This is a genomic window from Streptomyces sp. NBC_00582, from assembly GCF_036345155.1.
Classification (GTDB): domain Bacteria; phylum Actinomycetota; class Actinomycetes; order Streptomycetales; family Streptomycetaceae; genus Streptomyces.
On the sequence record NZ_CP107772.1, the window covers coordinates 3,655,258 to 3,680,023 of the forward strand.

At 70.2% G+C, this 24,766-nt stretch carries 22 protein-coding genes and 5 tRNA genes; 13 read left to right on the forward strand and 14 right to left on the reverse strand.

The annotated features are described in order from the left end of the window. Positions 1 to 6: 6 nt before the first annotated feature. Positions 7 to 1,434 carry a 3-isopropylmalate dehydratase large subunit gene (leuC, locus tag OG852_RS15900; RefSeq protein WP_133915816.1) on the reverse strand — a complete coding sequence of 476 codons (1,428 nt, stop codon included), beginning with the start codon at positions 1,432 to 1,434 and terminating at the stop codon, positions 7 to 9. A 190-nt stretch (positions 1,435 to 1,624) separates the two neighbouring features. On the opposite strand from leuC, the gene ndgR reads away from it, so the two are divergent. Beyond that, positions 1,625 to 2,341 carry an IclR family transcriptional regulator NdgR gene (gene ndgR, locus OG852_RS15905; protein ID WP_010984119.1) on the forward strand — a complete coding sequence of 239 codons (717 nt, stop codon included), beginning with the start codon at positions 1,625 to 1,627 and terminating at the stop codon, positions 2,339 to 2,341. 204 nt (positions 2,342 to 2,545) lie between these two features. Here the strand turns inward: ndgR and OG852_RS15910 are convergent. The 6 genes from OG852_RS15910 to OG852_RS15935 all read right to left on the reverse strand — a co-directional run bounded on the left by OG852_RS15910 (position 2,546) and on the right by OG852_RS15935 (position 3,832). Continuing rightward, a tRNA-Glu gene (locus OG852_RS15910) sits at positions 2,546 to 2,618 on the reverse strand. 28 nt (positions 2,619 to 2,646) lie between these two features. Further along, positions 2,647 to 2,718 (reverse strand) — tRNA-Gln (locus OG852_RS15915). Between the two features lie 21 nt (positions 2,719 to 2,739). Continuing rightward, a tRNA-Glu gene (locus tag OG852_RS15920) sits at positions 2,740 to 2,812 on the reverse strand. 29 nt (positions 2,813 to 2,841) lie between these two features. Next, positions 2,842 to 2,914 (reverse strand) — tRNA-Glu (locus OG852_RS15925). A gap of 21 nt (positions 2,915 to 2,935) precedes the next feature. After that, positions 2,936 to 3,007 (reverse strand) — tRNA-Gln (locus OG852_RS15930). A 90-nt stretch (positions 3,008 to 3,097) separates the two neighbouring features. Further along, entirely contained in the window at positions 3,098 to 3,832 is a 735-nt protein-coding gene (locus OG852_RS15935; protein WP_133915815.1) for an HAD family hydrolase, read from the reverse strand. A gap of 36 nt (positions 3,833 to 3,868) precedes the next feature. On the opposite strand from OG852_RS15935, the gene OG852_RS15940 reads away from it, so the two are divergent. Continuing rightward, on the forward strand, positions 3,869 to 4,153 hold the full coding sequence (locus OG852_RS15940; protein ID WP_133915814.1) for a type II toxin-antitoxin system RelE family toxin: 285 nt from the start codon (positions 3,869 to 3,871) through the stop codon (positions 4,151 to 4,153). A gap of 61 nt (positions 4,154 to 4,214) precedes the next feature. Here the strand turns inward: OG852_RS15940 and gltX are convergent, their stop codons facing one another. The 3 genes from gltX to OG852_RS15955 form a co-directional block, all read right to left on the reverse strand. After that, complete coding sequence (gene gltX, locus OG852_RS15945) at positions 4,215 to 5,699, reverse strand: glutamate--tRNA ligase (RefSeq protein WP_133915813.1); 1,485 nt, start codon at positions 5,697 to 5,699, stop codon at positions 4,215 to 4,217. Then, entirely contained in the window at positions 5,692 to 6,477 is a 786-nt protein-coding gene (locus OG852_RS15950; RefSeq protein WP_133915812.1) for a fumarylacetoacetate hydrolase family protein, read from the reverse strand. The genes gltX and OG852_RS15950 overlap by 8 nt, the downstream gene beginning before the upstream one ends. A 211-nt stretch (positions 6,478 to 6,688) precedes the next feature. Further along, complete coding sequence (locus tag OG852_RS15955) at positions 6,689 to 6,877, reverse strand: hypothetical protein (protein ID WP_166663662.1); 189 nt, start codon at positions 6,875 to 6,877, stop codon at positions 6,689 to 6,691. A 571-nt stretch (positions 6,878 to 7,448) separates the two neighbouring features. Here OG852_RS15955 and OG852_RS15960 point away from each other — a divergent pair. The 8 genes from OG852_RS15960 (at position 7,449) to OG852_RS15995 (ending at position 18,020) form a co-directional block, all read left to right on the forward strand. Further along, positions 7,449 to 11,177, forward strand: a complete 3,729-nt coding sequence (locus tag OG852_RS15960) for a sensor histidine kinase (protein WP_330348300.1) — start codon at positions 7,449 to 7,451, stop codon at positions 11,175 to 11,177. Between the two features lie 9 nt (positions 11,178 to 11,186). After that, positions 11,187 to 11,600 carry a roadblock/LC7 domain-containing protein gene (locus OG852_RS15965; protein WP_003993189.1) on the forward strand — a complete coding sequence of 138 codons (414 nt, stop codon included), beginning with the start codon at positions 11,187 to 11,189 and terminating at the stop codon, positions 11,598 to 11,600. A gap of 112 nt (positions 11,601 to 11,712) precedes the next feature. Continuing rightward, positions 11,713 to 12,111, forward strand: a complete 399-nt coding sequence (locus OG852_RS15970; RefSeq protein WP_055633953.1) for a DUF742 domain-containing protein — start codon at positions 11,713 to 11,715, stop codon at positions 12,109 to 12,111. Next, the gene (locus OG852_RS15975; protein ID WP_030793795.1) at positions 12,092 to 12,667 is read left to right on the forward strand and encodes a GTP-binding protein; all 576 of its coding nucleotides are present in this window, start codon (positions 12,092 to 12,094) and stop codon (positions 12,665 to 12,667) included. The genes OG852_RS15970 and OG852_RS15975 overlap by 20 nt, the downstream gene beginning before the upstream one ends. A 374-nt stretch (positions 12,668 to 13,041) precedes the next feature. Further along, on the forward strand, positions 13,042 to 16,359 hold the full coding sequence (locus OG852_RS15980) for a sensor histidine kinase (protein WP_330348301.1): 3,318 nt from the start codon (positions 13,042 to 13,044) through the stop codon (positions 16,357 to 16,359). A gap of 10 nt (positions 16,360 to 16,369) precedes the next feature. Continuing rightward, positions 16,370 to 16,783: a roadblock/LC7 domain-containing protein gene (locus OG852_RS15985; protein ID WP_004983065.1), complete on the forward strand. Its 414-nt coding sequence runs from the start codon at positions 16,370 to 16,372 to the stop codon at positions 16,781 to 16,783. A 96-nt stretch (positions 16,784 to 16,879) separates the two neighbouring features. Further along, positions 16,880 to 17,458, forward strand: a complete 579-nt coding sequence (locus tag OG852_RS15990) for a DUF742 domain-containing protein (protein WP_133915809.1) — start codon at positions 16,880 to 16,882, stop codon at positions 17,456 to 17,458. After that, entirely contained in the window at positions 17,439 to 18,020 is a 582-nt protein-coding gene (locus tag OG852_RS15995; RefSeq protein WP_133915808.1) for a GTP-binding protein, read from the forward strand. The genes OG852_RS15990 and OG852_RS15995 overlap by 20 nt, the downstream gene beginning before the upstream one ends. 150 nt (positions 18,021 to 18,170) lie before the next feature. On the opposite strand, the gene OG852_RS16000 is transcribed toward OG852_RS15995, so the two are convergent. Further along, positions 18,171 to 18,365, reverse strand: a complete 195-nt coding sequence (locus tag OG852_RS16000; RefSeq protein ID WP_133915807.1) for an acyl-CoA carboxylase subunit epsilon — start codon at positions 18,363 to 18,365, stop codon at positions 18,171 to 18,173. A 57-nt stretch (positions 18,366 to 18,422) separates the two neighbouring features. Further along, entirely contained in the window at positions 18,423 to 20,027 is a 1,605-nt protein-coding gene (locus OG852_RS16005) for an acyl-CoA carboxylase subunit beta (RefSeq protein WP_133915806.1), read from the reverse strand. 323 nt (positions 20,028 to 20,350) lie between these two features. Between OG852_RS16005 and OG852_RS16010 the strand changes: the two genes are divergently transcribed. Both OG852_RS16010 and OG852_RS16015 read left to right on the forward strand, forming a co-directional pair. After that, complete coding sequence (locus tag OG852_RS16010; RefSeq protein ID WP_133915805.1) at positions 20,351 to 20,950, forward strand: YceI family protein; 600 nt, start codon at positions 20,351 to 20,353, stop codon at positions 20,948 to 20,950. A 103-nt stretch (positions 20,951 to 21,053) separates the two neighbouring features. Then, a complete protein-coding gene (locus OG852_RS16015) occupies positions 21,054 to 21,692 on the forward strand; it encodes a hypothetical protein (RefSeq protein WP_133915804.1) in 639 nt (212 codons plus the stop codon). A gap of 7 nt (positions 21,693 to 21,699) precedes the next feature. Here the strand turns inward: OG852_RS16015 and OG852_RS16020 are convergent, their stop codons facing one another. Further along, positions 21,700 to 22,284 (reverse strand): YdeI/OmpD-associated family protein, encoded by a 585-nt coding sequence (locus OG852_RS16020; RefSeq protein ID WP_330348302.1) that lies wholly within the window; start codon positions 22,282 to 22,284, stop codon positions 21,700 to 21,702. Positions 22,285 to 22,490: 206 nt separating this feature from the next. Here OG852_RS16020 and OG852_RS16025 point away from each other — a divergent pair, with 206 nt between their 5' ends. Further along, the gene (locus OG852_RS16025) at positions 22,491 to 23,273 is read left to right on the forward strand and encodes a S1 family peptidase (RefSeq protein WP_133915802.1); all 783 of its coding nucleotides are present in this window, start codon (positions 22,491 to 22,493) and stop codon (positions 23,271 to 23,273) included. Positions 23,274 to 23,386: 113 nt separating this feature from the next. Here the strand turns inward: OG852_RS16025 and OG852_RS16030 are convergent, their stop codons facing one another. Then, positions 23,387 to 24,739 (reverse strand): hypothetical protein, encoded by a 1,353-nt coding sequence (locus tag OG852_RS16030; RefSeq protein WP_330348303.1) that lies wholly within the window; start codon positions 24,737 to 24,739, stop codon positions 23,387 to 23,389. Positions 24,740 to 24,766: the final 27 nt, after the last annotated feature.

The window sequence follows — 24,766 nt, forward strand, 5'->3', positions numbered from 1 at the left end:
GACTGATCAGACTCCAGCGGGCGCGGGGGTGTCGGCGGACAGGTCGGCCGGGGAGGCCAGGTGGCCCAGGACGGCCGTGGCGGCCGCGACCTGCGGCGACACCAGGTGCGTACGACCGCCCTTGCCCTGCCGGCCCTCGAAGTTGCGGTTGGAGGTGGAGGCGGAGCGCTCGCCGGGGGCCAGCTGGTCGGGGTTCATGCCGAGGCACATCGAGCAGCCCGCGTGCCGCCATTCGGCGCCGGCCTCCTTGAAGACCACGTCCAGGCCCTCGGAGACGGCCTGCAGACCGACCCGGGCGGAGCCAGGGACGACCAGCATCCGTACGCCGTCGGCGACTTTGCGGCCCTTCACGAGTTCGGCGGCGGCGCGCAGGTCCTCGATGCGGCCGTTGGTGCAGGAACCTACGAAGACGGTGTCCACCTTGATGGAGCGCAGCGGCTGTCCGGCCTCCAACCCCATGTACTCCAGGGCCTTTTCGGCGGCGAGGCGCTCCGAGGCGTCTTCGTACGAAGCCGGGTCGGGGACGTCCGCCGAAAGCGGCGCGCCCTGGCCCGGGTTGGTGCCCCAGGTGACGAACGGCGAGAGGGAGGCGGCGTCGATGACGACCTCGGCGTCGAAGACCGCGTCCTCGTCCGTCTTCAGCGTCTTCCAGTACGCGACGGCGGCGTCCCAGTCCTCGCCCTCGGGGGCGTGCGGACGGCCCTTGAGGTAGTCGAAGGTGGTCTGGTCGGGGGCGATCATGCCCGCGCGGGCGCCGGCCTCGATCGACATGTTGCAGATGGTCATCCGCGCCTCCATCGAGAGCTTCTCGATGGCGGAGCCGCGGTACTCCAGGACATAGCCCTGGCCGCCGCCGGTGCCGATCTTCGCGATGATCGCCAGGATCAGGTCCTTGGCGGTGACGCCCTCGGGCAGCTCGCCGTCGACCGTGATCGCCATGGTCTTGGGGCGGACCAGCGGCAGCGTCTGGGTGGCCAGCACATGCTCGACCTGCGAGGTGCCGATGCCGAACGCCAGACCGCCGAAGGCGCCGTGCGTGGAGGTGTGGGAGTCGCCGCAGACGACGGTCATCCCGGGCTGGGTCAGACCGAGCTGCGGGCCGACGACGTGCACGACACCCTGCTCGACGTCGCCCAGCGGGTGCAGCCGGACCCCGAACTCGGCGGCGTTCTTGCGCAGCGTCTCGAGCTGGACCCGGGAGACCGGGTCCGCGATCGGCTTGTCGATGTCGAGGGTCGGGGTGTTGTGGTCCTCGGTCGCGATGGTCAGGTCGAGCCGGCGCACCTGGCGTCCGCTCTTGCGCAGTCCGTCGAAGGCCTGGGGGCTGGTCACCTCGTGCAGCAGGTGCAGATCGATGAAGAGGAGGTCGGGCTCGCCCTCGGCGCGCCGGACGACATGGTCGTCCCAGACCTTCTCCGCGAGTGTCCTACCCATCGCTTTCCCTCCGGCCGGCAATGACGCACCGGCCCAACTAGAGATCTTGTGGAGGCGACGCCCTCGGGCCCCTGTTCCCGGGCACCCGCCGCCAGGCCCGTCGGTCTTCGGGCCGCCATGCATCCAAGGGTTGCGCGTCTCACGGAAAAATGAACTTGCGTTTCACAGAGTGAGACGGGAATATCGTTTCATGGACAACAGTAGCGGCGTGGGCGTTCTGGACAAGGCAGCCCTTGTCCTGAGCGCCCTGGAGTCCGGTCCGGCCACCCTCGCGGGACTGGTCGCGGCCACCGGACTCGCACGACCCACGGCCCACCGGCTGGCCGTGGCATTGGAACACCACCGAATGGTGGCGCGCGACATGCAGGGCCGTTTCATCCTCGGCCCCCGCCTCGCCGAACTCGCGGCGGCGGCGGGCGAGGACCGTCTCCTCGCGACGGCGGGCCCGGTGCTCACCCACCTCCGTGACGTGACGGGCGAGAGCGCGCAGCTCTACCGCCGCCAGGGCGACATGCGCATCTGCGTCGCCGCGGCGGAGCGCCTGTCCGGCCTGCGGGACACGGTCCCGGTCGGCTCCACGCTCACGATGAAGGCCGGTTCCTCGGCCCAGATCCTCATGGCCTGGGAGGAGCCGGAGCGCCTCCACCGCGGCCTGCAGGGCGCCCGCTTCACCGCGACCGCCCTGTCCGGTGTACGACGCCGTGGCTGGGCCCAGTCGATCGGCGAGCGCGAGCCGGGCGTCGCCTCGGTCTCCGCCCCCGTCCGCGGCCCCTCGAACCGCGTCGTGGCCGCCGTCTCGGTCTCGGGCCCCATCGAACGCCTGACCCGCCACCCCGGCCGTATGCACGCCCAGGCGGTCATCGACGCGGCAGGGCGCCTGTCGGAGGCCCTGCGCCGCACGGGCTGAACGGGACATCCGCCACCAGGGCCGGCCTCAACGCCGCGGCAGGCCCTGAGGAGGGTGACTTCCGCACAAGGGCTCAGGGCTCCCACGTCAAGGGGCGGGCGCGGGGCACGGCGGGACCGGCCCCCACCGAGCAGCACGCGCCGACGAAACAGAAAATGGCCCCCCATCTCAGCACATCGGCTGAGGCGAGGAGCCATCGTCCCGTACCCCCGACCGGATTCGAACCGGCGCTACCGCCTTGAGAGGGCGGCGTGCTAGGCCGCTACACAACGGGGGCGTGGACACTGCGTTTCCGCAGGTCCGAGCTGGTCTACCTGGACTCGAACCAAGACTAACTGAACCAGAATCAGTCGTGCTGCCAATTACACCATAGACCAATGTGGTTTAGACCAGTTCAGTACCCCCGACCGGATTCGAACCGGCGCTACCGCCTTGAGAGGGCGGCGTGCTAGGCCGCTACACAACGGGGGCCCTGGCGATCCCGAGTTGATCGAGATCAGTACCCCCGACCGGATTCGAACCGGCGCTACTGCCTTGAGAGGGCAGCGTGCTAGGCCGCTACACAACGGGGGCTTTGCAGATGAGCTCTGCGAGCTGGCCTACCTGGACTCGAACCAAGACTAACTGAACCAGAATCAGTCGTGCTGCCAATTACACCATAGGCCACTGGAACGCAAGCCCCGAAGGGGATCTTGTTCTAGTTTCGCGCTTCGGGTTTCCGGCCTTCCGGCCCGCTCCCTCGGCGCAGGAAGAACATTACCCGAAGGTGGACGGGGCTCCAAAACGGGTATCCGCGCCGAGGATCGCGGGGAGTTCGGCGAGGGTGGCGATCCGATGCCGGCCGGGCGGCACCTCGACGGTCGCCGTACCGCCGTAGCGGTCGATCCACACCGAGAGCAGACCGGCGTCGGCGGCGCCCCGTCCGTCGATCTCGGGGTGGTCGCCGACGTACGCCACCTCGTGCGGGGCCAGCTCCAGGGCGTCGCAGGCGGCGAGGAAGGCGGCGGCCTCCGGCTTGGACACGCCCAGCTCGGCCGCGCACAGGATGGTCTCGAAGCGGTCGTGCACCCCGAGCACGCGCAGCTTGTGGTCCTGGACGGTGAGGCTGGAGTTGGACAGCACCGCGTGCCGGTGGCTGGCGGCGAGGGCGTCCAGGGTGGGCAGCACGTCGGGGAAAAGCGCCCAGGCGGCCTCGTAGTGCCCGAGGTAGCGCCGGAACCAGTCGTCGGCCTCGGCGTCGGTGAGCTCCGGCCGGCCCAGGAAGACCCGCACCCGGTCCCGCCGCTGCCCCTCGAAGGTGACCTCGCCCGCGGAGAAGCGCGCCCACTGCTGATCGGTGACCTCCCGCCACCGGTCGAGGGCCTGCTCCGCGGTCCCGTACCCCTCCAGCAGCCTCTCGGCCACCAGATGCCCCCGCATGCCCTCGCGGTCGGCGGTCGTGTAGTCGAAGAGGGTGTCGTCAACGTCCCAGACCACGGCACGAATGCTCATGGCTCCGACGGTATCGCGGGCTGGCACACTGGGGGCGTGAGCGAGTACCGAGTCCAGTTCACCGTCGAGGCCCGCGCGGCGTACGACGGCCTGCCCACCGAGCGGCGAGCCCAGTTGGACAAGGCCGTGCGGATACTGGCACGGGACCCTTTCCGCAAGGTCGCGACCGCGCAACTCGGGCCCGACGAACACCTGCGCAAGGCCTACGTGGCTCCCGGGGTGATGTTGGAGTACATGGTCGCGGGCGCCGTCATGGTCGTCGTCGTGCTGGAGATCTTCGACGAGTTCGCCTACCTGGTCGACGAAGCCGAAGCGCAGTGAGCGACGCGTGAGGGGCGGCACCCGGAGACTCCGGCTGCCGCCCCTCACGTACGTCTGTCGGTTACGCCGCCAGCTTCGCCAGGGCCGCGTCGATCCGTGCCAGCGTCTTCTCCTTGCCCAGGATCTCCAGGGACTCGAAGAGGGGGAGGCCGACCGTGCGGCCGGTGACGGCGACGCGGACCGGGGCCTGGGCCTTGCCGAGCTTGAGGCCGTGGGCCTCGCCGGCGGCCAGGACGGCCTCCTTCAGGGACTCCGCCGAGGTCCAGTCGGCCGACTCCAGCTTCTCGCGGGCCGTGACGAGGAGGGCGTCCGCGCCCTCCTTCATCGCCTTCGTCCACGAGGCCTCGTCGGTGACCGGCTCCGCGAGGAACAGGAAGTCGACGTTGTCGGTGATCTCGGAGAGGACCTTGAGGCGGGTCTGGGCGTGCGGGGCGATCGCCTCCCACTTGGCCTCGTCGAAGTCCTCAGGGGCCCAGGGGGCGAACGGCGCCCTCAGCCACGGGGCGCAGCGCTCCGTGAAGTCCTTCACATCGAGCATGCGGATGTGGTCGGCGTTGATCGCCTCGCACTTCTTGAGGTCGAAGCGCGCCGGGTTGGGGTTGACGTCCGCGATGTCGAAGGCCGCGATCATCTCGTCCAGCGTGAAGATGTCCTGGTCGGCGGAGAGCGACCAGCCGAGCAGCGAGAGGTAGTTGAGCAGGCCCTCGGGGAGGAAGCCGCGCTCCCGGTAGAGGTTGAGGGACGACTCGGGGTCGCGCTTGGAGAGCTTCTTGTTGCCCTCGCCCATCACGTACGGCAGATGCCCGAAGGCGGGGGTCCCCTTGGCGATGCCCAGCTCGATCAGCGCCTTGTACAGGGCGATCTGGCGCGGGGTGGAGGAGAGCAGGTCCTCGCCGCGCAGGACGTGGGTGATCTCCATCAGGGCGTCGTCGACCGGGTTGACGAGCGTGTAGAGGGGGGCGCCGTTCGCGCGGACGATGCCGTAGTCGGGCACGTTCTCCGGGGTGAACGTCAGCTCGCCGCGGACCAGGTCCGTGAAGGTGATCGTCTCGTCGGGCATCCGGAAGCGGACGATCGGCGCGCGCCCCTGGGCCCTGTACTCCTCGACCTGCGCCTCGGTGAGGTCACGGCAGTGGCCGTCGTAGCCGGACGGCTTGCCGGCGGCGCGGGCGGCCTCGCGGCGGGTGTCCAGCTCCTCCTGGGAGCAGTAGCAGTGGTAGGCGTGGCCGGCGTCGAGGAGCTTGGCCGCGACGTCCTTGTAGAGGTCCATGCGCTGCGACTGGCGGTACGGCGCGTGCGGGCCGCCGATCTCGGGGCCCTCGTCCCAGGCGAAGCCCAGCCAGCGCAGCGAGTCGAGCAGCTGGTCGTAGGACTCCTCGGAGTCGCGGGCCGCGTCGGTGTCCTCGATGCGGAAGACCAGCGTGCCCTGGTGGTGCCTGGCGAACGCCCAGTTGAACAGGGCGGTGCGGACCAGGCCCACATGCGGGTTACCGGTGGGGGAAGGACAGAAACGTACGCGGACGGGTGAGCCGGGTGCGCTAGCCACGCTTGACAACCTTGTTGGTGAGAGTGCCGATGCCTTCGATGGTGACGGCGACCTCGTCGCCGACAGCCAGGGGGCCGACCCCTGCCGGGGTGCCCGTGAGGATGACGTCGCCGGGGAGCAGTGTCATGGCCTCGGTGATGTTGACGATCAGATCCTCGATCGAGTGGATCATCTCGCTGGTGCGGCCCAGCTGGCGCTGCCGGCCGTCGACCGTGAGCTGGATCGTGAGGTCGGACGCGGTGGCGAGGTCCAGGTCCGTCTCCACCCAGGGGCCGAGCGGGCAGGAGGTGTCGAAGCCCTTGGCCCGCGCCCACTGCTTCTCCCGCCGCTGGACGTCCCGCGCGGTGACGTCGTTGGCGCAGGTGTAGCCGAAGATCACGTCCGCGACGCGTTCGCGCGGGACCTCGCGGCACATCCGGCCGATGACGACCGCGAGCTCGGCCTCGTGGTGCAGTTCCTCGGAGAACGGCGGGTACTGGATGTCGTCGCCGGGGCCGATCACCGAGGTGGACGGCTTGAAGAAGGCGAACGGGGCGTCCGGCACCTCGTTGCCCAGCTCGCGCGCGTGCTCGGCGTAGTTGCGGCCGAAGGCCACCACCTTGTTGGGCAGGACGGGCGGGAGCAGCCGGACCTTGCTCAGCGGCACCTTGGTGCCGGAGAGCTCGAATTCCGCGAACGGGATGCCCTTGATGATGTCGAGGACGAGCTCGTCCGGCTTGTCGCCCTCGACCGCGCCGAAGGCGACGTTGCCGTCGATGGAGAACCTGGCGATGCGCACGGGTTGGTTGGCCCCTTGCTCTGAAGACGGAGAATGAGATCGAGAACGGAGACTGCGCCGGCTGGAGTGTGACGCTCCAGGCTAACGCGGAAGGGCGTCCCCGGCCGGGGACGCCCTTGACATCCGTTGCGGCCGCCTTGAGCATTCGGCGGCCGGTGCGCGTATCTCTCCGCGGAGATCGGTGAAGATCTCGTGGATCCCTTCGGGGGATCTACTCCGCGACCGAGGCCGCGACAGGGGCCTCCATGAGGATGGTGCGCTTGGGGTTGGCGGTCTGGGCCGGAAGATCGACGGCGTGCTCCGGCTGGTCCGGGACCTGCAGTTCGTCGGCGCCCTTGAGGTGCGCCAGCGTCGTGCGTCGCGGGTTGGCGATCTTGTGGAACATCGTCGTCGTCTTCACTGTTGTACGTGGCCCTGTCTGCTCGGGGGTTGCCGGGTTGTCGGATGTGCCATCCCTGTAAAGCGTCAGGCTAAACACGCGATTCCCGGGTAACTCGTGAAGACGGCATGATCAGCATGTGAGTTTGCTCACGAATCAGCGGTCAAAGCGGTCAAACCACGTCGGGGTTCGACCACTAAGAAACGGACATTGACTCCCTGAAGCACTCATTCCGCTCCTGATCATCGCGACTGGGACACCTGCCACCCCCCAGTGCTTCGCACCCTTATGCCCGCTTTATAGGGGAACCTTTTCTACGTCCCGTAACGTTCCCCTCACAAGCTGTCACTCATGTCACAGCCCGGCCAACACACCTTGTTGGAGGTGCGGCACTGTGCTGGAATCTCACGGACCGCCGCTGGATCGAGCCGGCGCACCGGGGCGCACCAGCGCCGTAGTGGCGGTTGGAAGGGGGAGCCAGCGCCGGTCACTCACGACCATTCGAGGGACGTAATTCAGGGCGTCCCCCAACACGCCGACACCGTTCTTCCGTTCACCCGGAAGGGCGCCTGGTCCAGAGGTTGCGACGCTAGTGCAGGGACGTTTCAAGAGGGATGGCAGTGCTTCGGCGGAGCCGGAGCCGCACGGCGGGACTGCCCCCAGCAATGGCAGCTCCTCGCCCCAGCACGCCCAGAACCCGGGTCCGGTCACGTCCGGCGACGGCGGTGAGCGCCCCGGGCGCCCCGGCGCGTCCGCGTCGCCGAGTCCCCTTCCCCCGACTCCGACGGTCAAGCCGCCGGCCGGCCCCACCGGGCCCGGCCCCCGTGTGGCGCTGCGCAACTGGCGCATCTCCACGCGTCTGGTGGCGCTGCTCACCCTCCCGGTGGTCGCGGCCACCACGCTGGGCGCGCTGCGCATCAACCAGTCGATGGACGACATCCAGCAGCTCGACAACATGAAGCTGCTGACGGACATGACCAAGCAGGCGACCGAGCTCGCCGTCGCCCTCCAGGAGGAGCGCGACCGCTCGGCCGGCCCGCTGTCGCACGGCACCAAGGCGACCGACTTCGGCATCAAGGGCTACCGGACCAAGACGGACCGGTCCGTGACCGCCTTCCAGGACGCCTCCGAGGAGATCAACAGCGCCTCCAAGGACGGCAACCTCCAGGGTGTCCGCGACAGCCTCGTCGGTCTTCTGGCCGACCTGCAGAACCTCCAGAAGATCCGCTCCACGGCGTACGCGGAGAAGGGCAACTCCTCCCAGACGGTCGACGCCTACCACCAGCTCATCACCAAGCTGCTGGACCTCTCGCAGGACATGGCCCAGGCCACCAGCAACCCGGAGATGATCCAGCGCACGCGTGCGCTGTCCGCCTTCTCCAACGCCAAGGAGTACGCCTCCGTCCAGCGCGCCGTCCTCGCGGCGGCGCTGCCCGCGAACAACACGTCGTACGGCGAGCTCTCCAACAACGAGCGCCAGTACGCCAAGGCCGCGTTCGACAACGAGGACTCCGAGCTCTCCAGCTTCCGCAGCATCTACGGCGACGACAACGCCGAGGGACTGCTGAAGCCCATCGAGGAGGGCAACCCGGTCATCGAGGAGTCGGACACCTACGCCTCGCGTGCGTTCGCCTCCAACTCCGGTCTGACCTCGCAGGACCAGCGGTCGTACCAGGACTGGATCGACGACTCGTCGACCAAGATCCGCCAGATGAACAACATCGAGCACACCCTGCTCGAGGACATGGAGCAGAAGGCCCGCGAGCTGCGCTCCGAGTCCGAGCGCGACGCCATCATCAACGGTGCCCTCATCCTGCTCGTCCTCGGCGTGTCGCTGGTCGGCGCCTTCGTCGTCGCCCGGTCCATGATCCGCTCGCTGCGCCGGCTCCAGGAGACCGCCACCAAGGTCGCCCAGGACCGTCTGCCCGAGCTGGTCAAGCAGCTCTCCGAGTCCGACCCGCAGGACGTCGACACGTCCGTGGAGTCGGTCGGTGTGCACTCCCGGGACGAGATCGGCCAGGTGGCCGCGGCCTTCGACGACGTGCACCGCGAGGCGGTCCGCCTCGCCGCCGAGCAGGCCCTTCTGCGGGGCAACGTCAACGCGATGTTCACCAACCTCTCGCGCCGCTCCCAGGGCCTCATCCAGCGTCAGCTCTCGCTCATCTCCGAACTGGAGTCCCGCGAGGCCGACCCGGACCAGCTCTCCTCGCTCTTCAAGCTCGACCACCTCGCCACCCGTATGCGCCGTAACGGTGAGAACCTCCTGGTCCTCGCGGGTGAAGAGCCCGGCCGACGCTGGACCCGCCCGGTCCCCCTGGTCGACGTCCTGCGCGCCGCCGCCTCCGAGGTGGAGCAGTACGAGCGCATCGAACTGGCCTCCGTGCCGTCCACCGAAGTGGCCGGCCGGGTCGTCAACGACCTCGTGCACCTCCTCGCCGAGCTGCTCGAGAACGCCACCTCGTTCTCCTCGCCGCAGACCAAGGTCAAGGTCACCGGTCACGCGCTGCCCGACGGCCGCGTCCTGATCGAGATCCACGACACCGGTATCGGCCTCTCCCCCGAGGACCTCGCGGCGATCAACGAGCGGCTCGCCTCGCCGCCCACCGTGGACGTCTCCGTCTCCCGCCGCATGGGCCTCTTCGTGGTCGGCCGTCTGTCCCAGCGGCACGGCATCCGCATCCAGCTCCGCCCGTCCGACTCCGGTGGTACGACCGCGCTGGTCATGCTGCCCGTGGACGTCGCCCAGGGCGGCAAGAAGCCCCAGCCCAAGCCCGGTCAGGGCGGCTCCGCCGGCGGTCCCGCCGCCGCGCAGGCCGCCGCGGGTGCCGCCGCCGCGCGTCGCCAGGGCGGCCAGCAGGGCGGTCCGCTCGGCGCCGGCGCTCCCGGGGGCGGTGCCCTCGGCGCTGGTCCCGGCTCCGGTCCCGGTGCGGGCGGCCGCCTCGCCGCCGGCCAGGGTCCCCGGGCCGCGCTGCCCGGCCGTGACGGCGGTGGCCGTCCCGGCGGCCAGCCCCCGCGCGGACCGCAGTCCCCCGTCCCGCCCCAGCAGGACCGTCCGGCCCCGGCCGGTGCGGGTGCCGGCTTCGGCGCTCCGGCGCAGGGCTTCCAGAGCCCCGGGACCAACGGCCAGGGCAACGGCCAGGGCCAGGACTTCTTCGGCGGCAGCCGTCCGCCGCAGCGCAAGAACAACTCCGAGCAGCGTGGCCGTCAGCCGCAGCTCCCGCCGCGCGGCGGCCCGCGCGCCGAGCTGCCCGGCGGCAACGCGCAGCCGCGCGTGACGAGCTGGGGCGACGAGAACGCCCAGCCGCCGGTGCCGCGCACCCCGCTGGACGCCCCGCGCGGCCACGAGGAGCCGGATGTCGCGCAGACCTCGCGCATGCCGCGCATCGACGACCGGCACGGTCCCGCCGCCACGGCGGAGATGCCGGCCGTCCCGCGCATCGACGAGCGCCAGGGTCCGGCCGACTTCGGCCGCGGCGGTGTCAACGGTCTGCAGGGCACGGGCCAGTTCCCGGCCGTGAGCCCCCAGGACACCGGTCAGTTCCAGCGCCCGGGCGCCGGCGACCGCCAGGACGGCTTCACCCGCTCCGACGTCTTCGGCGCCCCGGGCGGGCAGAACGCCCCGGCGAACCCGAACCAGTTCGCTCCGCAGGCGTACGACAACGGCTCCACGGGCCAGTTCGCCGCTCCCGGCTACGACAACTCCTCGACCGGCCAGCACGCGCTGCCCGGCCGCCAGGACCTGTCGTCGACGGGACAGTTCGAGCGCCCCCAGATCAACGGGACCAACGGCTACGGCTCGCCGCGGCCGCAGGTTCCGCCGCGTCCCGCCCACCGTCCCGAGCCGGAGGCGCTGCCGCCGGCCCAGGGTCCGGGCGACGGTCGCACCCCGCTGTACGACACGCTGGAGACCAACTGGTTCCACGGCGGTCCGCAGGCGGGCGAGCAGGCTCCCGCGCCGCAGGCTCCGCCGGCGCAGCCGCCGGCTCCGGCCGCCCCTCAGCGGCCGGCGGCGGGCGGCCCCTCGACCTCCTCGTGGCGCACCTCGCCGAACGACGAACTCGTCCGGCAGGCCGAGCGCGTCCGGCAGCCGGCCGCGGGCGGGGTCACCACCTCCGGTCTGCCGCGCCGGGTCCCCCGGGCCAACCTGGTCCCGGGCACGGCACAGCAGCAACAGCACCAAACCGGTCCGCAGGTCTCGCGTGCGCCTGACGACGTACGCGGACGGCTGACCAATCTTCGTCGGGGCATCGCGCAGGGTCGTCAGGCCGGCAACGGTCAGACCGGCAGTTTCCCGAGCCCCACTCACCCGCAGGAGCGTTAGTTGAGTCAGATGAGCCAGGCGGCACAGAATCTGAACTGGTTGATCACCAACTTCGTGGACAACACCCCCGGGGTGTCCCACACCGTCGTCGTGTCCGCCGACGGGCTCCTGCTCGCGATGTCCGAGGGCTTCCCGCGCGACCGTGCCGATCAGCTCGCGGCGGTCGCGTCGGGGCTCACCTCGCTCACGGCCGGCGCGTCCCGGATCTTCGAGGGCGGCAGTGTGGCCCAGACGGTCGTCGAGATGGAGCGAGGATTCCTCTTCCTCATGTCCGTCTCGGACGGCTCTTCCCTGGCCGTGCTCGCGCACCCCGAGTGCGACATCGGCCTCGTCGGCTACGAGATGGCGCTGCTGGTCGACCGCGCGGGCGCGGTCCTCACCCCGGACCTGCGCGCCGAACTCCAGGGCAGTCTGCTCCACTGACCGGCCCCGGCACCACCCACCTCACGCAATCACCGTCCGGCCGACACAATCCCCCCACCGGCCTCGACGGACGGCACGACTGACCGAGAATGCTGTCCCGCCCGGAGGATCCATGACCCCGCCCCCCGCCCATCATGATCCGTACGCGGAGCCGTACGGGGATGAGGGCGACCAGCCGCTGGTGCGTCCGTACGCGATGACCGGCGGCCGGACCCGGCCGCGCTATCAGCTCGCCATCGAGGCGCTGATCAGCACCACGGCCGACCCGGCAGCACTGATGGGGCTGCTCCCGGAGCACCAGCGCATCTGCCACCTGTGCCGCGAGGTGAAGTCGGTCGCCGAGGTCTCGGCGCTGCTGGCCATGCCGCTGGGTGTGGCCCGGATCCTGGTGGCGGACCTCGCCGAGGCCGGTCTGGTGGCCATCCACCAGCCGGGCGGCGACGAGAACAACGGCGGCGCTCCGGACGTGACGCTGCTCGAAAGGGTGCTCAGTGGACTTCGCAAGCTCTGACGGGGGCCGGGCCACCACTTCCGCGAAGATCGTGGTGGCGGGTGGCTTCGGCGTGGGCAAGACCACGTTCGTGGGCGCGGTCTCCGAGATCAACCCGCTGCGTACCGAGGCCGTCATGACGTCCGCGTCGGCGGGCATCGACGACCTCACCCACACCGGGGACAAGACCACCACCACGGTGGCCATGGACTTCGGCCGTATCACCCTGGACCAGGACCTGATCCTCTACCTGTTCGGCACGCCCGGCCAGGACCGGTTCTGGTTCATGTGGGACGACCTGGTGCGCGGCGCGATCGGGGCGGTCGTGCTCGTGGACACCCGTCGTCTCGCCGACTGCTTCCCCGCGGTCGACTACTTCGAGAACTCCGGGCTGCCGTTCGTCGTCGCCCTCAACGGCTTCGACGGGCAGCAGCCGTACCAGCCCGAGGAGGTGCGCGAGGCGCTGCAGATCGGCCCGGACACCCCGATCATCACGACGGACGCCCGGCACCGCTCGGACGCCAAGTCGGCGCTCATCACGCTGGTCGAGCATGCGCTCATGGCGCGTTTGCGGTAACTTTCAACATCACCATGGAGTACGGCAGTTGTCGTAGACCCTTTGGAGCCGGCTGTGGCCTTTGACACGGCCGGCTCCGGTGTTCATAACGTTTCGGCAGAGGAATCGGGTGGTACCGCCACGCGTCGCGGTCACTTGGTCTCACTGTGCGCACGAAGGCCCCGTCTTTTGACGGGGCTCGCTCTTTTTGACCGTTTTACGTGGGGCTTACATCACTTCGAACCGGCACTTCTCCATGTTTGGAACTGCGCAGGGCGTCGTGCTGGAATGCCTGAACTGCCCAATAGTCAATGACGTACTGATGGTCGATGGCTGACCGGGCTCTGAGACACTGCGGCACGGAAGGTGCCGACCGCCGAGAGGTTGTTGGTCGAGTGAGGCGAAGCAAGAAAAGTCCCGAGCCGGCGGCCCGGGGCAACTTCACGCCGCCGCCGCGCGGAGCGGCGCCCGCCCCTGTGCCCGGCTCGGAGCCGACGGCCGCACCCCCCAAGAGCGGTGGCCGTCTGTCGCCCCGCAACTGGCGGGTGCCGACCAGGCTGAACGCGATCCTGCTCATACCCGTGCTGGTCGGCCTGGTCATGGGCGGCTTCCAGGTGAAGGGCTCGATCGACACCTGGCAGGAGGCCCGCGACGCCGAGAAGGTCGCGAAGATCGTGGCCGCCGCCGGTGAGTACGCCGAGGCCCTCCTCAACGAGCGCGACCTGAGCGCCGAGCCGTTGCTGGAGAACAAGAAGGACGACTCCGTCGTCAAGCAGGCCCGCGCCGTCACCGACGAGAAGGCCGCCGCCTTCCACCAGGAAACGGTCGGGATGCCCGACAAGGAGGGCCTCAAGCGCCGTCTGAACCTGGTGGAGGAGGCCGAGCCGGCGCTGACGAAGATCCGCGCGGCCGCCTACACCAAGAAGATGGACCCGGTCCAGACCGAAGAGGGCTACGTCGCGGTCGAGCACCTGCTGATGGAGTTCTCCAACGAACTCGGCCTCGGCACCGGCAACATCACCGCCTACGGCCGTACGGTCTACGCGATCGCCCTCGCCAAGGGCGCCGAGTCCCTGCAGCGCGCGATCGGCATGCACCTGCTGGTCCGGCCCAGCCCGGACGAGGCCACGTACAAGTCGCAGCTCATCTCCTTCACCTCGTACGCCTACCTGGAGCAGGTCGCCGTCCAGGAGTACGGCTCCGGTGGCACCACCCAGGACGCCGCGCGCCTCAATGAGGTCATGAAGGAGAAGCAGGCCGAGGGCGAGCAGGCCGCGGCCGACGCCAAGGCCAAGACGGAGGCCGCGGGCCAGACGTACGTCGCGCCGCCGTCGATGACCGACATGATCAAGCTGATCGGCAGCGGTCAGACCCCCGCCCAGCTTGCCGACCAGGGCGTCACCGCCAAGTCGTGGATGGCCGCCTCGACCCTGAAGTTCGAGGGGTACAGCCAGGTCGAGACCGAGCTCATCAACCGCGCGGTGGACGACGCCGGCGCGATCGCCTCCGACGCCCAGCGCGACGCGATCATCAACGCCTCGATCGTCATCATCGCCCTGCTGGCCGCGTTCATCATCGCCTCGCTCATGGCCCGCCAGATGAGCACCTCGATGCGTCAGCTGCGCAACGCCGCGTTCGGTATCGCCGAGCAGCGTCTGCCGATGCTGGTCGACCAGCTCTCGCGCACCGACCCCGGCCGGGTCGACACCCGTGTCCAGCCCATCCCGATCAACACCCGGGACGAGATCGGCGAAGTCGCCCGCGCCTTCGACCAGGTCCACCGCGAGGCCGTCCGGCTCGCCGCCGAGCAGGCCCTGCTGCGGGGCAACATCAACGCGATCTTCACCAACCTCTCGCGCCGCAACCAGTCGCTGATCGAGGGCCAGCTGACCCTGATCACCGATCTGGAGAACAACGAGGCCGACCCGGACCAGCTCGAGAACCTCTTCCGGCTGGACCACCTCGCGACCCGTATGCGCCGCAACGGCGAGAACCTCCTGGTCCTCGCCGGCGAGGAGCCCGGCCGCCGCTGGGACCAGCCGGTCCCGCTGGTCGACGTGTTGCGCGCCGCCTCCTCCGAGGTGGAGCAGTACGAGCGCATCGAGCTCTCCGGCGTGCCGGAGGCCGAGATCCACGGCCGCGCCGTGACCGACCTCGTGCACCTGCTGGCCGAGCTGCTGGAGAACGCCACCACGTTCTCCTCCCCGCAGACCAAGGTCCGGGTGACCGCGACCCGACTGCCCGACGGCCGGATCATGATCGAGATCCACGACAAGGGCATCGGTCTCACCGCCGAGGACTTCGCGGACATCAACCACAAGCTGGCCAACCCGCCGACCGTGGACGCCGCGATCTCGCAGCGCATGGGTCTGTTCGTGGTCGGCCGGCTGTCCGACCGGCACGGCATCCGGGTCCAGCTCCGCCCCTCGGGCGAGCAGGCCGGCACCACCTCGCTGGTCATGCTCCCGGACGCCATCACCCACGGTGGCGGCGGCGAGCAGCCCGAGCGCGACGAGTTCACCGTCTCGCAGATCATCCCGGAGCAGCACCAGCAGCTCCCGGGCGAGGACTTCAGCAACGGCCTGCCGATGCGCACGGCCGCCGAGCTCGGCTTCGACGACAGCCGCTACGAGGTTCCGGACGACCTGCGCGACCTGGACCCCGTGGGCCGCTCGCTGATGCGCGAGGAGCGCAAGGCGGCCCTGGAGTCCCAGGCGGGTCAGCCGCAGCACACCCAGGAGATCCCCGCCTTCGCGGAGGGCTTCGACGGCACCCCGCAGCAGCAGCCGTCGTACGACAACGGCTTCGACGCGGCGCCGACGGGCTACGACAGCAGCCAGACGGCGTTCGTGGACCAGCCGGGGGCGTACGAGGGCGCGGACGGCCAGAACGGCCGCACGGCGTACGAGGAGCCGCAGCAGGCGCCGTACGGGGAGCGGCAGCGCCCTGCGTACGACGAGCAGTACTTCGCGCCGAACGACGGGATGCCGCAGGGCGAGTCCTTCTCGGCCCCGAACGGGGTGCCGCAGAACAACGGCTTCGCGGCCAACGGCGGCTACCCGGACCCGGCGTATGCGGAGCCGGCCCAGGAGGAGCGCGGGGCCTCGCACGCAGCGGCGGGCGACGGCTACCCGGCGTACGAGGAGAAGTCCTACCAGGACGACTGGCCCCAGCAGTCCGGCTACCGGAACGGCTACCCGGACCAGTACGCTCCGGAAGCGGAATCCTCGCAGGCCGCTGACGCGGGTGAGCAGGACCGCGTAGGCTTCGACCGTCCGGGACCGGCCCCCTCCGCCGTCCACGAGCTGACCGACGCCGGGCTTCCCCGCCGTGGATCCACCGCGGCGAACGGTTCGAACGGCGCCGCGCGGCCCGTGCACACGGAAGCGCCGGCCTCCCCTTCGGAGAGCAACGGCGAGAGCGGCTGGCGTTCGGCCAACGACGCGCGCTGGCAGCAGGCCGCACAGCTCCGGAAGCCCAAGGCGGGCGGGGTGACCTCGTCCGGCCTGCCGCGGCGGGTGCCCAAGGCCAACCTGGTCGAGGGAGCCGCCGAGACCACCCCCCAGGGAGGTCCTCAGATCTCCCGCGCTCCGGAGGACGTCCGGGGCAGGCTGAGCAACCTGCGTCGAGGCGTCCAGCGCGGACGCAACGCAGGCAGTGAAACGAACGGCCAGGGCTTCGGTCCTGACAGCACCTACAACCAGGAGCGTTAGTGTGAGCCCGATGAGCCAGGCGGCACAGAACCTGAACTGGTTGATCACCAACTTCGTGGACAACACCCCGGGGGTGTCCCACACGGTGGTGGTCTCCGCCGACGGACTCCTTCTGGCGATGTCCGAGGGTTTTCCCCGCGACCGCGCCGATCAGCTGGCGGCCGTCGCCTCCGGACTGACCTCGCTGACGGCGGGTGCCTCCCGCATCTTCGAGGGTGGCAGCGTGAACCAGACGGTTGTGGAGATGGAGCGGGGATTCCTGTTCATCATGTCCATTTCTGACGGTTCCTCGCTCGCGGTGCTCGCGCACCCCGAGGCGGACATCGGCCTCATTGGGTACGAGATGGCCCTTCTGGTGGACCGTGCCGGCACGGTTCTGACGCCCGACCTTCGTGCGGAGCTCCAAGGGAGCCTGCTCAACTGACAGTAGGACGGTGCGTTTTGGCGTCCCGAGGCCGTAGGGTTTCGGGACGCGGCTCCATAGTGATGGGTGCCCGGCACAGTCGGAGGAGGAGAGAAAGTGGCAACACCCCCAGGCGGTTCGAATTCGGGTAATTGGTCGTACGGTCCTCCCCAGGGCCCGGGCGACGGTACCCAGAACCCGAACCGTTACAACTTCCCCTCCGCACCGAGCCAGCAGCGGCCGTACGCGCCCCAGGGCCCCGGGCCCTCGCCGTACGACCAGCCGTCGGCCCCGCGCATCCAGCCCGTGCAGCCGCAGCGACGCGCCCCCGAGCCGGCGCCCGCCGGAGCGTCGAACAACCCCCTGGTGCGTCCGTACGCCATGACCGGCGGCAGGACGCGCCCGCGCTACCAGCTCGCCATCGAGGCGCTGGTGCACACCACTGCGCAGCCGCACCAGATGCAGGGCCAGCTGCCCGAGCATCAGCGGATCTGCAACCTGTGCCGTGAGATCAAGTCGGTGGCCGAGATCTCGGCCCTCCTGACCATCCCTCTCGGCGTGGCCAGGATCCTCGTCGCCGACTTGGCGGAGGCGGGACTGGTCGCCATCCATCAGCCCGGCGGCGACGAGAACGCCGGCGGCCAGCCAGACGTGACACTGCTCGAAAGGGTGCTCAGTGGACTTCGCAAGCTCTAGCGGCGGTCCTTCCCGCTCCACCACCTCGGCGAAGATCGTGGTGGCGGGTGGCTTCGGCGTGGGCAAGACCACGTTCGTCGGGGCCGTCTCGGAGATCAACCCGCTGCGTACCGAGGCCGTCATGACGTCCGCGTCGGCGGGCATCGACGACCTCACCCACACCGGAGACAAGACCACCACCACGGTGGCCATGGACTTCGGCCGTATCACCCTGGACCAGGACCTGATCCTCTACCTGTTCGGCACGCCCGGCCAGGACCGGTTCTGGTTCATGTGGGACGACCTGGTGCGCGGCGCGATCGGCGCGATCGTCCTGGTGGACACCCGTCGTCTCGCCGACTGCTTCCCCGCGGTCGACTACTTCGAGAACAGCGGTCTGCCGTTCGTGATCGCCCTCAACGGCTTCGACGGCAACCAGCCGTACAACCCCGAAGAGGTGCGCGAGGCGCTGCAGATCGGCCCGGACACCCCGATCATCACGACCGACGCCCGGCACCGCTCGGACGCCAAGTCGGCGCTCATCACGCTCGTCGAGCACGCGCTGATGGCCCGCCTGCGGTAGGGATCGACGTGCGAACGGCCCCTGTGCCCCCTGGAGTGGGGCCCAGGGGCCGTTCGCGTTCGGCGGCCGGCGGAGCCGCGCACGCAGAAGGGCCCCCTCCCGGCGGAGGGGGCCCTTCTCGCCGTATCGGCGGCTCGGGCGAGCGCGGCGTTACCGCCAGCTGTGCGGGGCGCGGAAGCCGCCCTCGCGCTCCAGGCGGCGCCAGCCCGCCTTGCGGTGGGGGCGGTGGGCCTGGGTGGGCTCGGAGGTGCGGGCGGCGGCGCGGGCCAGCAGGATCGCCGTGATGGCGGCGACTTCCTCGGGCTCGGCGTTGCCCTTCTCGACGCGGATGTCGGGAGTGTTCATGGGTGTCAGTCTCCGTGAGAGAGGTTTCCGCAGAGGGATCGGGGAGAGTCCGCCGGGTTACTGCGGGGGGTTGCCGTGCTTGCGCGAGGGCAGGTCGGCGTGCTTGGACTGGAGCATCGCGAGCGACCTGATGAGGACCTCGCGGGTCTCGGCCGGGTCGATGACGTCGTCGACCAGACCTCGCTCGGCCGCGTAGTACGGGTGCATCAGCTCGGCCTTGTACTCCTTGACCATGCGGGCCCGCATGGCCTCGGGGTCCTCGGCCTCGGCGATCTGCCGCCGGAAGATGACGTTGGCGGCGCCCTCGGCACCCATCACGGCGATCTCGTTGGTCGGCCAGGCGTAGGTGAGGTCGGCACCGATGGACTGGCTGTCCATGACGATGTAGGCACCTCCGTACGCCTTGCGCAGGATCAGCGAGATCCGGGGCACGGTCGCGTTGCAGTAGGCGTAGAGGAGCTTCGCGCCGTGGCGGATGATTCCACCGTGCTCCTGGTCGACGCCGGGGAGGAAGCCGGGTACGTCCAGAAGAGTGAGGATCGGGATGTTGAACGCGTCGCACATCTGGACGAAGCGCGCGGCCTTCTCCGAGGCCTCGATGTCCAGGACGCCCGCCAGCGACTGCGGCTGGTTGGCGACGATGCCGACGACCTGGCCGTCGAGGCGGCCCAGCGCGCAGATGATGTTGCGCGCCCAGCGCTCGTGGACCTCCAGGTACTCGCCGTCGTCGACGATCTCCTCGATGACCTTGGTCATGTCGTACGGCCGGTTGCCGTCGGCCGGGACCAGGTCGAGCAGGACGTCGCCGCGGCGGTCGGCCGGGTCGGCGCACTCGACGCGCGGCGGGTTCTCACGGTTGTTCTGCGGCAGCAGCGACAGGAGGTAGCGGACCTCCGCGATGCAGGTCTCCTCGTCGTCGTAGGCGAAGTGGCAGACACCGGAGGTCTCGGCGTGCACGTCGGCGCCGCCGAGGCCGTTCTGGGTGATCTCCTCGCCGGTGACCGCCTTGACGACGTCCGGGCCGGTGATGAACATCTGCGAGGTCTCGCGGACCATGAAGACGAAGTCGGTCAGGGCGGGGCTGTAGGCCGCGCCGCCCGCGCAGGGACCGAGCATCACCGAGATCTGCGGGATGACCCCGGAGGCCTTGGTGTTGCGCTGGAAGATGCCGCCGTAACCGGCGAGCGCGGAGACGCCCTCCTGGATACGGGCGCCGGCGCCGTCGTTGAGCGACACCAGCGGGGCACCGGCCGCGATGGCCATGTCCATGATCTTGTGGATCTTCGTGGCGTGGGCCTCGCCCAGCGCGCCGCCGAAGATGCGGAAGTCATGGGCGTAGACGAAGACCGTACGGCCCTCCACCGTGCCCCAGCCGGTGATGACACCGTCGGTGTACGGCTTCTTGGCCTCCAGGCCGAACCCGGTCGCCCGGTGCCGGCGGAGCTGCTCGACCTCCTGGAAGGAACCCGGGTCCAGGAGCAGCTCGATGCGCTCCCGGGCGGTCAGCTTGCCCTTGGCGTGCTGTGCCTGGGTCGCCTTCTCGCTCGGGCCGGCCAGCGCCTGCGCACGGATCACGTGCAGCTCGGCCACGCGCCCGCGAGCGTCGGCGGGCTCCGAGGGCACCGCGTCCGGCTCACCCGTCGTCTCTTCCAAAACGGTCATGTAGCGACCTTACGAAGCCCACCAAGGAAAGCGAGACGTCGACTCCGTACAGTCCTCGGAGCGTTTTCCTGGTACCACCGAACAGAACCATGGGGGCATGCAGCCGTTCTGACTGCTCAGGAGGCATGTGGCTTGTAGGGGTCGAACAAAGGTGACGGGTGAGACTCGCTTCACATCCGGGCGCGCGGCACGCCGGGGACATCGGCCGTGGGAGTGACGGCGAGCCTCACCGGGTCGGCGGCGGAATAGGTCTAGTGTGGCCCACGTTGACGTCGTTGAAGATTCAACATAAAGGATCTTCTCGTCCCCCAAGGAGGCACGTCATGGGCATCTTCGGCCGCAAGGACACCGACGGGACCACCGCCGCGGCGGTGTCGCCGGACCTCGCCGCACTCACCGGCGACTACGCGCTCGACCCGGCGCACTCGACGATCGGTTTCGTCGCGCGGCACGCGATGGTCACCAACGTCAAGGGCAAGTTCAACGACTTCACCGGTTCCCTGCACCTGGACGGCACCGACCCGTCCCGGTCCACGGCCTCCATCGACGTCAAGATGGACAGCATCGACACCGGGTCCGCCGACCGTGACGGCCATCTGAAGAGCTCGGACTTCTTCAGGACGGACGAGTTCCCGACGATGACCTTCCGCTCCACCTCCGCCGAGGCGCTGGGCGGCGACGACTACCGGATCACCGGCGACCTCAGCATCCTCGGCGTGACGAAGCAGATCACCATCGACCTGGAGTTCAACGGCGCGGCGAAGGACCCGTTCGGCAACGAGCGCGTCGGCTTCGAGGGCAAGGCGGAGATCCTGCGCTCCGAGTGGGGCCTGACCTGGAACGCGGCGCTGGAGACCGGGGGCGTGCTGGTCTCGGACAAGATAAAGCTGAACTTCGACATCTCGGCGATCAAGAACGCGTGACCCGAGGTCCGGAGCGGAACAGAAAAATTCAGAAAACAGCAGATGGCGGCCGGAAGCGGAATGCTCCCGGCCGCCATCTGTGACCTGTGCCACAGTCGCGGTCATGAGCACCAGGACCGGACCCCAGCACTACCCGGGCGCGAACCGCGACCACTGGTACCAGAGCACGTTCGGCGGTGACCGGATGGAGGTCAACGCCGTCGTTCTGCACACCACCGAGGGCCGTTCGCTGCCCGGCTACCAGGGCGGCGCCAGCGCGCCGAACCTCACCGCGGTGCCGGACTTCGGCGCCAGACGGCTGCGGTGGTACCAGCACTTCGACATCGACGTCTCCTCGCGCGCGCTGGTGAATCTGCGCGGCGGGGTGGAGACGAACACCCTGAACGTCTGCCAGGTGGAGCTCGTCGGCACCTGCGACCCCGAGCGGCACGCCAAGTGGCGCACGGGCGAACCGGCGCACGTCTACTGGCCCGAGGCTCCCGAATGGGCGCTGCGGGGCGTGGCGCGGTATCTGGCGTGGATGCACATCCACCACGACGTGCCGCTGCGCGGGCCGTCGCTGTGGCCGGCGTATCCGCGGTCCGCCGGGAACGGGGGCGGGCAGCGGATGAGCTTCCAGCGGTGGAACGCGTTCCAGGGGGTGTGCGGGCACATGCACGTCCCCGAGAACACACACGGGGATCCGGGGGCGATCGACTTCGAACAGCTGCTGGACTTCGCCAAGTCGGCGGCCCAGGACTGACCGCGTCTCACCGGGACTCGTCGGCGGCCGCCTCCAGCCGGGCGACGGCGGCCGCCAGTCGAGTCGCCCGGCTCTGCGGGGTGCGGGCGCGGAGCAGGTCGAGCATGGCGAGGTACCGCTCCGTCCTGCCGAGCCCGTCGAACACGGCCTTGGCGCGCGGACGGGCCTCCAGCGCGGCGAGCAGTTCCTCGGGGACGTCCGCCTCCTTCTGCGAGGCGTACGCCGCCTCCCAGCGGCCGTCCTCCTGCGCCGCGGCCACCTCGGCGAGTCCGCCGGGCCGCATCCGCCCCTCGGCGGTCAGCTCGGCCACCCGCCGCACATTGACCATCGACCAGAGGCTGCCGGCCCGGCGCGGGGTGATCCTCTGCAGGTAGTACCGCTCGTCGAGCCCCTTGCGCTGCCCGGTGATCCACCCGTGGCACAGGGCGACGTCGTTGACGTCCCGCGCGCTGACGGACGCGACCCCCGCCCCTTTCTTCGCGATCTTCACCCAGAGCCCCGGACAGGGCGCGGGATGCTCTGCGAGCCACGCGTCGAGCTCGTCGACGGACACGAAGGCGAGGCCCGCCCCTGGATCGGCTGCTGCGGTCATACGACCACCGTAGAGGTGTCACGGCGGCCCGTGGCACGGGCGAGTGGCTGAATCGCACCCCTTGTGCGAGGGCTCAGGGAGTTCACATAATCCAGGCACGAACTTGACCTGCTCATGCCAGCGCATGGGTTTTTCTTTTGCCTTGATGTGTGACATGGGCACGCCAGACGCGGAGACGTCTCTCCACCCCCCACGGAGGCAGCACCATGAAGAAGCTCCTCACCGCCCTCAAGAGACTCGCGGCCGTCGGCGCCACCGCGCTCGCCGTCGCCAGCCTGCAGCCCGTCTCGGCCGCCCAGGCCGCCCCCTCCCCCGTCATCGGCGGAACCCGCGCCACGCAGGGCGAGTTCCCGTTCATGGTCCGGCTCTCGATGGGCTGCGGCGGCGCCCTCTACACCCAGCAGATCGTGCTGACCGCCGCCCACTGCGTCAGCGGGACCGGCGCCAACACGAGCATCACCGCCACCGCCGGCGTCGTGGACCTCCAGTCCACCAGCGGCCGGGTCCAGGTGCGGTCCACGTACGTCTACCGGGCCCCCGGCTACAACGGCAACGGCAAGGACTGGGCCCTCATCAAGCTCGCGCAGCCCATCAACCTGCCGACGCTGAAGATCGCCACGACCACGCAGTACAACACCGGCACCTTCACCATCGCCGGCTGGGGCGCCGCGACCGAGGGCGGCGCCCAGCAGCGGTACCTGCTCAAGGCCACCGTGCCGTTCGTCAGCGACGCGACCTGCCGGACGTACAGCGGGTACAGCGGGCTGGTCGCGAGCGACGAGATCTGCGCCGGGTACGCCTCCGGTGGCGTCGACACCTGTCAGGGCGACTCCGGCGGCCCGATGTTCCGCCGTGACTCCGCCAACGCGTGGATCCAGGTCGGCATCGTGAGCTGGGGCATCGGCTGCGCCCGGCCCAACGCCCCCGGCGTCTACTCCGAGGTGTCCACCTTCGCCTCGGCCATCGCCTCCGCGGCGGCCTCTCTCTGAACCACCGCCCTCAGGGGCGCACGGGCCCGACGCCGCCCCGCGCCGGGCCCGTTCCCGTGCCCGTTCCGGCACAAGAACCTGCACAACCCCGACGGCGCGATCAGCCCGGCGCCCTAGAACCCGCCCCCGAAGTCGCCCCCGCCCCCGAAGTCGCCGCCACCGCCGAAGTCGCCGCCTCCGAAGTCGCCGCCGAAGTCGCCCGGGTCGAAGTCGGCGCCCGAGACGTCGCCGCCGTCGTAGCCGCCGAAGTCGCCGTAGCCCGTGCCGTAGTCGGTCGCGTAGGACGGGGTGGCCATCAGACCGCCGAGCATGGTGCCGACGAGGAGGCCGGGCAGCAGGCCGCCGCCGAAGTAGCCGCCCGCCCAGGGGCCGTAGGCGGGGCCGGCCTCCCAGTAGGGGCGGCGCCCGTAGTCGCTGTCCACCTCGCGGATCACCGGATCGCGGCCGTCCGCCAGCCGGGTGGCGTCGGCCGCGCAGACCGGCACCTCGCGCCGGGCGCCGCCGGGCGGGGTCCAGTCGGCGTCCGTCACGGAGGGGCCGTGACGGGGGTCGAAGAAGCAGGGCGGCCGGCGTTCGGGCAGCGGCCGCCGCTCGCGCCGGGCGGCGAGCTGGGCGAGCGAGAAGCGGCCGTCCTCCAGGGCCTCGGTGACGGCGCGCACGTCCTCCGGTCTGTTCGCCCCGGCCATGGCCGACTTCGCCCGGTCGTAGGCGTCCAGCGCGCGTTCGTAGTCGGCGCGCATCGCGTCGTCGGCGCCCGCCTCGGCCGGGTGGAAGTCGAGGCGGTCCAGTTCCTCGCCGAAGGCGGTGATGTCCTCGTCGACCACCACCCGCAGCTTCTCCAGGGCCGCCCGCTGCTCCTCCTCGTGGCGGCGGCGGTTGCGGCGGACCAGGGTGTACGCGCCCGCCCCGCCCGCGACGACCACGACTCCCGCGGTGACCAGGGCCGCCGTGGAGATCCCGCCCCCGCCGTCGGACGAGCCCCAGCTCGCGGGCGCCGAGCCGCCCATGTTCACGAGGGCCCGGTCGGTGAAGGCGCCGAGCTGGGACGCGGCGTCGGGCTCGTCCTGGACACTGGCCACCAGGTTCCCGACGGCCGTGCGGGGCAGGACGACCGAGTCGGCGCGGGCGTCGAAGCGGTCGCCGAGGCGGATCGCGTACAGACCGGTGACCCCGGTGGCCGTGCGCAGGTCGGTGAAGAGCCGGGCGGTCGGGTAGTCGGCCGGCAGGACGGCGACGAACAGGGGTTTGCCGGCGTGCTCGATCCTGCGCCGCAGCGCGTCCGCGTCCGCCGCCGAGAGCTGGGCGGACGCGGCCGGGTCCACGTAGACGGGGCTCTCGCGCAGGGCGTCGGCGATCCTCGACACGCTGGTCGCGGCCGCCGCGCGCGGGGCGAGCACGGTCAGGAACGCCAGGGCCAGCGCCGCGAGCAGCACGGGGAGGCTTCGGGGCCGTACGACACCCTTCATGCTTCGAAACTACCCGAAGCCCCCCAA